Source organism: Staphylococcus sp. HMSC62B09 (assembly GCF_001839115.1).
GTDB classification, from domain to species: domain Bacteria; phylum Bacillota; class Bacilli; order Staphylococcales; family Staphylococcaceae; genus Staphylococcus; species Staphylococcus haemolyticus.
Genome location: NZ_KV840102.1, coordinates 1 through 6,367, shown reverse-complemented (window position 1 = coordinate 6,367; position 6,367 = coordinate 1). Strand labels below are relative to the sequence as shown.

Sequence of the window (6,367 nt, the reverse complement as noted above, 5' to 3'; positions counted from 1 at the left end):
TGGTTAGCTATATTTTTTACTTTGCAACAGAACCATTGTCTGCATCTGTTCTTTTAGACATTTAAGACCACGCCTTCATTTTATAAAAATACCTCTTTTATCATCTAACCAAAAATTAAATGTAAGATGTTTTTCACAATTATCAAACTAACTACAATAACAATAAAACTTGATATCTTATTTAAAATTATTATATATTTTCCAGTTTGATCTATAGATCCTAAAATCTTCCCTAATACAGCTAATAAAATAAACCATATCCATGAAATCATAATAGTAGAAATACTGAATAAGAATTTTTCTGAACCTGAATAAACAGAAGCGCTTGTTCCAATTACTCCTGCTGTGTCCATGATTGCATGAGGATTTAATAGTGATACAGATATAGCAAAGCCAATTTGCTTTTTAGCACTCATAGAGTCATGATTTTCTAAATTATTAGGTTTTTCATTCCATAATGACCACGCCATATATAATAAAAACATAAGGCCTATAATATATATGACTAATTGCAACATAGGTAAAGACATTAAAATCAATGAAACGCCTAAAACTGCAATTGTTATTAAAAATGTATCGCATAGTCCAGCTGTTATTATGACTGGTAAAGCTTTTGTAAATTTCTTTTGATTAGCTCCTTGATTAAATACAAAAACATTCTGTGCTCCTAACGGTAGAATTAGACCTAGCGCTAATAAAACACCATGTACGATTGGTTGCAACATAATACTAACTCTCTTTCATTTTACTATTGGGTGTACAAATATCTTTTACCACACTATAAAATCCTGGTAATGTAGTTTTGAAAAATCCTGTGCAATGATGTGCTTCTCTATATTTTTTATCTTGCATCAAAATAGAGTGTGCCTTTTTTAAATTATAGTGCGGAATAGCTGGGAATAAATGATGTACCAAGTGATAATTATCATGATGTAGGTGAAATAAAAGTATTGTCCAAGGCATACCAAACGTATTTCTACTTGCTGTTAATTCAGTATCATTGTTTAATCCTGAATGTTCTGCCATTTCTGCCCAGTAACGAATAATTTGAAAAGTTGTAAGAAGTGGTACAAACCAAAAGATAATAAGGTAAAACCAAAAATTAAATACTATAGATGTTGATATCAAAACCAACCATAAAATATTTCTAGTCCAAAGTTCTGACTTAGGTATGTCCTTACTATAAAGGTTAGCTGATACCGTACCTAGTATATACTTTGGCACATGAAACAGCAATAACACCTTTATAATGTGATCTTTTATAAATTTATTGATGTTTTCCTGTGGCTTATCTAGTCCAACAATACGATATCTTTTTGTATCAGGATCATTTTCTTCATCCCATAAATTCCTATGATGTTGAAAGTGAGAATTACAATATGTAGTAAAACTTGTAAAAATGGGGAATGCTATAAAAATACAAGTAATCCACTTATTATAAAATTTATTCGTAAATAATGAACGATGGCATGCTTCGTGCATTAAATTGTCAAAAGCTCGCATTCGACTTCCAATTAAAATAATACTAAGCAGGTAAACAAATATATTTCCTGTTGTTATGCTTAAATAAGCACTTCCAAAAATAACCAACCAATCAAAAAGTAAAGCAAAAATATTATGATAGTTATCTTTTTTCATCAAAGGTTTTAATTCTTTTTTGATTTCTTTAGAAAAAACTGCTTTTTCTAATTTCAGTGACATCATAACCCCTCCTTTGGATTGTATGTTATAATAATCTGAAATTTTAAAAAACTACCAGATTAAAGATAAAATTCCAACCAGATTTAAGGAGAAGAAGTATGGGAAATTTTCAATACAAAATGATAATAGATGATATTATTAATAAGATTAACAATGGCGAATTATCATCAGGAGATAAATTACCATCTCAAAGAGAAATTTCTCAATATTATAATGTGAATAGATCTACAGTTATACAGTCATTAGATATTTTGAAAAGTTATGGTATTTTGGAAACTATTGAAAAAAAAGGCGTTTATGTATCTCAATATAAATGGAATGCTTATATTACAAGTAATATTCATTGGCAAAATTATATAGGGAACAGCATGTCTAAAAGCAACCAATTTTATATTCAAAGAATCAATGAATTAGAATTCAATCCTAATATTATACGTCTAGGTACTGGCGAGTTATCTCCAAAGTTAATTCCAAATCATTTGTTCAAAGAAATAATATCAAACAGTATTAGTGACTCTATACAAACGAATTATGAGGAACCAAAAGGAAAATTAAGTCTTAGATTAGAAGTAGTAAATTATATGAAAAAAAGGGGAGTCATATGTGATGTGGATAACATATGTATCACTTCAGGTGCTGTTCAAGGATTAAAACTAATAGCTGATGGATTATTAGTTCCTCAATCTAAAATTATTATTGAAACACCTTCTTATATTAATTCCATACGTACTTGGCATAATATCAAATCGAAAATGATCCCTTTATCAATCAACTATATAAAGCGAAATATTAATAATATATTTAAAATAAGTAGTAACTACAAAAACAGCATATTTTATTGTATACCTACTTTACACAATCCTACTCAAAATACTTATACTAAAGAAGAAAAGCAAAAAATTATAGATCAATGTCAAAAAAACGGAATACCTATTGTTGAAGATAGTATATATTCTGATTTATGGTTTGATGAAAAAAGACCGATGCCCATGAAATCTTTGAAAAATAGTGACAATGTTTTATATTTAGGAAGTTTATCTAAAACGGTAAGTCCTGGTCTGCGTATTGGATGGATAGTAGCAGATAAAAATGTAATTAATCACTTATCTGATTTAAAAATGCAGAATGACTATGGTGCTAGTTCTATATCACAATATATTGCCACAAAATGGCTAAATACTTATCATGAAAAACATATATCTGAATTAAAATTAGAATTAAAAAAACGTAAAGATATATTTATAGACGCCCTAAAAACTCATTTATCTATGTATGGTAGTTGGAATGACCCTAGTGGATCATTTTATATTTGGTTTGAGTTCTCTATATCAATAAACGTAAAAAAATTGTTTAATGAATCTATAAAAGAAAATATACTTATACAACCTGGAGAAATATATGATTCTAACTACAAAAACTACATTCGATTTTCTTACTCATACATTGATGAGAATGATATTAATAGAAGTTTAAAAAAATTAAGTAATATTATTAAAAAAATTAGAAATTGATTCCTAAGAACTTTCTTTACTTTGCATTCCTCTACTAACCAGTGTTATAATTTGATTAACAAATAGTGTACTAACATGATAAACACCGAGCCCGATAACTACTGCGAATAGTTATCGGGCTCTTTTGGTGTATTAGCTATATGTCGTCGCTAAATTACTTTTCACGATTATTCAGCCAATGAGAAAATAACGTGAGTATAACTCCTACTATGATAGGAGCTATAATAGTTACAAATAGTGTACTGAACATGATGTCACCTCCTTCCATGCTAAATACAGCACAGAAGTGAACGACGACTTTTGTATTATATCATTTCTAATAATTGAGTTACAGATAACTTCCGATAAGTCATCTTATGTAGTGTTTTAAAACTGCTTGATTTCTTATAGTACTATACTTACAGAATCTAAAAACTCTATCAATGAAAAAAGAGATCTCATATATGAGACCTCTTTTTAATATCACTAAAAATTGAATTTGGGTTTATAAAACTAATATACGTAATAATTTTTATAAATATTTTGACTCTAATATTCTATGTTTGGTGCTTGGTTTACATGTTTTTGGTAACGTTTGAGTGCACAAAAACCAATAGTACTAATAATTGTTACTATTAATAATTTTTTCACGCTTAACATTCCTTTTTTAGCATTGTATTGTAGTCTACTTATTGTTTTGATAGTAATTTAATTCTAAATCTTTTGATGTCTGTTGACGGATTTTTTTCATTAACGCAGTATCATTAATGAGTGATTTACCATAAGATGGAATCATTTTTTGTATTTTAGGTGTCCATTCAGATTCATATTCAGGGAAGTTTTTCTCAAGTACTTCTAAAGCTACAGATACTGAAGTTGATGCTCCTGGAGACTCTCCTAATAAAGCTATTACCGAATGATCTTCAGAATTAACAACTTCTGTACCAAACTGAATAAATCCTTTACCATATTCGGGAGTATCTTTAATCACTTGTACACGTTTGCCTGCAGTGTATAACTGCCAATCTTCATCACGTGCTTCTGGATAAAATGTACGTAAATGATTCATACAACCTTCTTTAGTCATTAATATTTGATCAAATGAATATTTGATTAAAGGTAGGTTTTTAGCAGCAGCAGATAACAATGTTGTAATATTATATGGTTTGATTGATTTAAATAAATCAAGATTAGAACCATTTTTTAAGAACTTAGGACCCACACTAGCGAATGGACCAAATAATAATGTACGTTCACCATCAATATATCGAGTATCCAAGTGAGGTACTGTCATAGGTGGTGTGCCAGGTGGTTCTTTACCGTAAACTTTGGCATCGTGTTGGGCTATAATGTATGGGTTAGTACAAATTAAAAATTGTCCTGTAATAGGGAATCCGCCCAAATGTTTACTTTCTGGAATTCCAGTTTTTTGTAATAGTGGAATAGCACCACCACCAGCACCAATAAATACATAATCAGCAAGTTCAGTTTGAACATCACCGCTGTTACGTTGACGCACTTTAACTTCCCATTTACCATCTTTTCGATGGTTAAAGTCTATTACTTCATGATTATATTGGACATTGGCATTAGGATGTTGTTCAATATTTTTAGCCATTTTACGAGTAAGCTCTCCAAAGTTAACGTCTGTACCTTCGTTAATCTTACTAGCAGCCATAATATCACTTGAGCTATGACCCTCCATCATTAATGGAACCCATTTTCTCATCTCTTCAATATCTTCTGTATATTCAATATTGTCGAACATTGGAAAATCCTTCATAGCATGATAACGATCCTTTAAGAATTGAACGTTATTTTTACCTCTAACAAAACTAATGTGAGGTAATGGTTGAATAAATTCTTTAGGGTTAGAAATACTATTATTTTTAACTAAATGACCCCAAAATTGTTTTGAAATCTCAAACTGTTCATTAATTTCTTTTGCTTTTTCTATATCAATTGATCCATCAGGTTGTTTCACTGTATAGTTCAATTCACATAAAGCAGCATGACCAGTTCCAGCATTATGACGCTCATTTGAACTTTCGATACCAGGACGATCTAAACGTTCATATAGTTTTATATTCCAACTTGGTTCTAACTCTTTAAGCATAGAACTAAAAGTTGTGCTTAAAACACCAGCGCCAATAACAACAACTGTTTTTGACTCTTTTGTATTCATAATTGACTCCCTTCTTTTAAGTACAAATATCAGGATAATACAAAACATACAGAAATTAAAATACTTATTTTTAATAGGAACTATTCTTTTATGGAATAGATACATATTATATTGATAAAAGGAAGGTGGATATTATGGAGGTAAATTTACAAAAAAAATCAATAGAATCAATTCAACATTCACATTTAATAGGATTCTCATTAGTGAATTTCATTATTTTTGCAATTTACTATTTTATATATTCAGGCCCAGGTATAAAAGGTAATATGCCATTATATATGAAAATATATTTAATAGTATCATTATTATTATGGCTGATTCTTTATTTACAAGAACGCGAGTATATTTTTAAGAACTATAATCGAAAAAATTATAAGTTCAGAGTTGCAATATATATGAGCATCAATTTACTTTCAGGATACAACACTCCATTTTTAATTAGTACTGCTTATGCTTTTTATTTTGCAGATTCTAGAGACGATACTTTTACATATTGGTTGTTAATTTGTGGGCTCATAATAGTCTCTGCTATAGGTCTATTTTTATTTTGTTTAGGTGAATTTGAGATGTTTGGTATCAAAAACGGTAGCTTTATTAGAGTGATTGGAATTTTAACTATTTTATTATCATTTGGACTATTGTTGTATGTATCATTAATTCTTCCTGTTGATTCTGAAGAAAATCAAACGATTTGGATGGGAATGATAATGTTATTTTGTAGCCACTTGCTTATTGGACGAACATACTTTTACTTAGGTCTGTTAAATTATGACATTAGTGAAGATAGGCTGAAATTATAATAGAATTAGTGGTTCTGTTGCAAAGTTAAAAATCATGTAATATTTATACTGAAAAGCGAAAAATAATTAATACTAACAAAACGCTTTACTGTTAAAACAATATTTGCTTTTATAGTTTTGTATAGATTTGCATATAATTTTAACTTTGCAACAGAACCATTCAGCATATGTATTTATCAAACGTCTCATTA

At 29.1% G+C, this 6,367-nt stretch carries 7 protein-coding genes; 2 read left to right on the top strand and 5 right to left on the bottom strand.

Features of this window, described 5'->3' with window-relative positions; translation table 11 throughout:
* Nucleotides 1-104 precede the first annotated feature (104 nt).
* Nucleotides 105-725, bottom strand: coding sequence for a LysE/ArgO family amino acid transporter (locus HMPREF3265_RS02110; protein ID WP_070860941.1), 621 nt, complete (start codon nt 723-725; stop codon nt 105-107).
* Between the two features lie 4 nt (nt 726-729).
* A complete protein-coding gene (locus HMPREF3265_RS02105) occupies nt 730-1,701 on the bottom strand; it encodes a fatty acid desaturase family protein (RefSeq protein ID WP_176746616.1) in 972 nt (323 codons plus the stop codon).
* 98 nt (nt 1,702-1,799) lie between these two features.
* Here HMPREF3265_RS02105 and HMPREF3265_RS02100 point away from each other — a divergent pair, with 98 nt between their 5' ends.
* Entirely contained in the window at nt 1,800-3,212 is a 1,413-nt protein-coding gene (locus tag HMPREF3265_RS02100) for an aminotransferase-like domain-containing protein (RefSeq protein WP_000526300.1), read from the top strand.
* Between the two features lie 154 nt (nt 3,213-3,366).
* Here the strand turns inward: HMPREF3265_RS02100 and HMPREF3265_RS12120 are convergent, their stop codons facing one another.
* The 3 genes from HMPREF3265_RS12120 to lqo all read right to left on the bottom strand — a co-directional run bounded on the left by HMPREF3265_RS12120 (nt 3,367) and on the right by lqo (nt 5,376).
* Nucleotides 3,367-3,462 (bottom strand): type I toxin-antitoxin system Fst family toxin, encoded by a 96-nt coding sequence (locus tag HMPREF3265_RS12120; RefSeq protein ID WP_000493114.1) that lies wholly within the window; start codon nt 3,460-3,462, stop codon nt 3,367-3,369.
* 278 nt (nt 3,463-3,740) lie between these two features.
* A complete protein-coding gene (locus HMPREF3265_RS12785; protein ID WP_071561274.1) occupies nt 3,741-3,851 on the bottom strand; it encodes an SE2200 family small protein in 111 nt (36 codons plus the stop codon).
* Nucleotides 3,852-3,876: 25 nt separating this feature from the next.
* Complete coding sequence (lqo, locus tag HMPREF3265_RS02095; protein ID WP_070860939.1) at nt 3,877-5,376, bottom strand: L-lactate dehydrogenase (quinone); 1,500 nt, start codon at nt 5,374-5,376, stop codon at nt 3,877-3,879.
* A gap of 134 nt (nt 5,377-5,510) precedes the next feature.
* Here lqo and HMPREF3265_RS02090 point away from each other — a divergent pair, with 134 nt between their 5' ends.
* Nucleotides 5,511-6,176 (top strand): DUF5079 family protein, encoded by a 666-nt coding sequence (locus HMPREF3265_RS02090; protein WP_070860938.1) that lies wholly within the window; start codon nt 5,511-5,513, stop codon nt 6,174-6,176.
* The last annotated feature ends 191 nt before the right edge of the window (nt 6,177-6,367 follow it).

Coding starts and splice junctions, on each gene's coding strand:
- HMPREF3265_RS02110 (WP_070860941.1), bottom strand. CDS start 725: ATGTTGCAACCAATCGTACATGGTGTTTTATTAGCGCTAGGTCTAATT.
- HMPREF3265_RS02105 (WP_176746616.1), bottom strand. CDS start 1,701: ATGTCACTGAAATTAGAAAAAGCAGTTTTTTCTAAAGAAATCAAAAAA.
- HMPREF3265_RS02100 (WP_000526300.1), top strand. CDS start 1,800: ATGGGAAATTTTCAATACAAAATGATAATAGATGATATTATTAATAAG.
- HMPREF3265_RS12120 (WP_000493114.1), bottom strand. CDS start 3,462: ATGTTCAGTACACTATTTGTAACTATTATAGCTCCTATCATAGTAGGA.
- HMPREF3265_RS12785 (WP_071561274.1), bottom strand. CDS start 3,851: ATGTTAAGCGTGAAAAAATTATTAATAGTAACAATTATTAGTACTATT.
- lqo (WP_070860939.1), bottom strand. CDS start 5,376: ATGAATACAAAAGAGTCAAAAACAGTTGTTGTTATTGGCGCTGGTGTT.
- HMPREF3265_RS02090 (WP_070860938.1), top strand. CDS start 5,511: ATGGAGGTAAATTTACAAAAAAAATCAATAGAATCAATTCAACATTCA.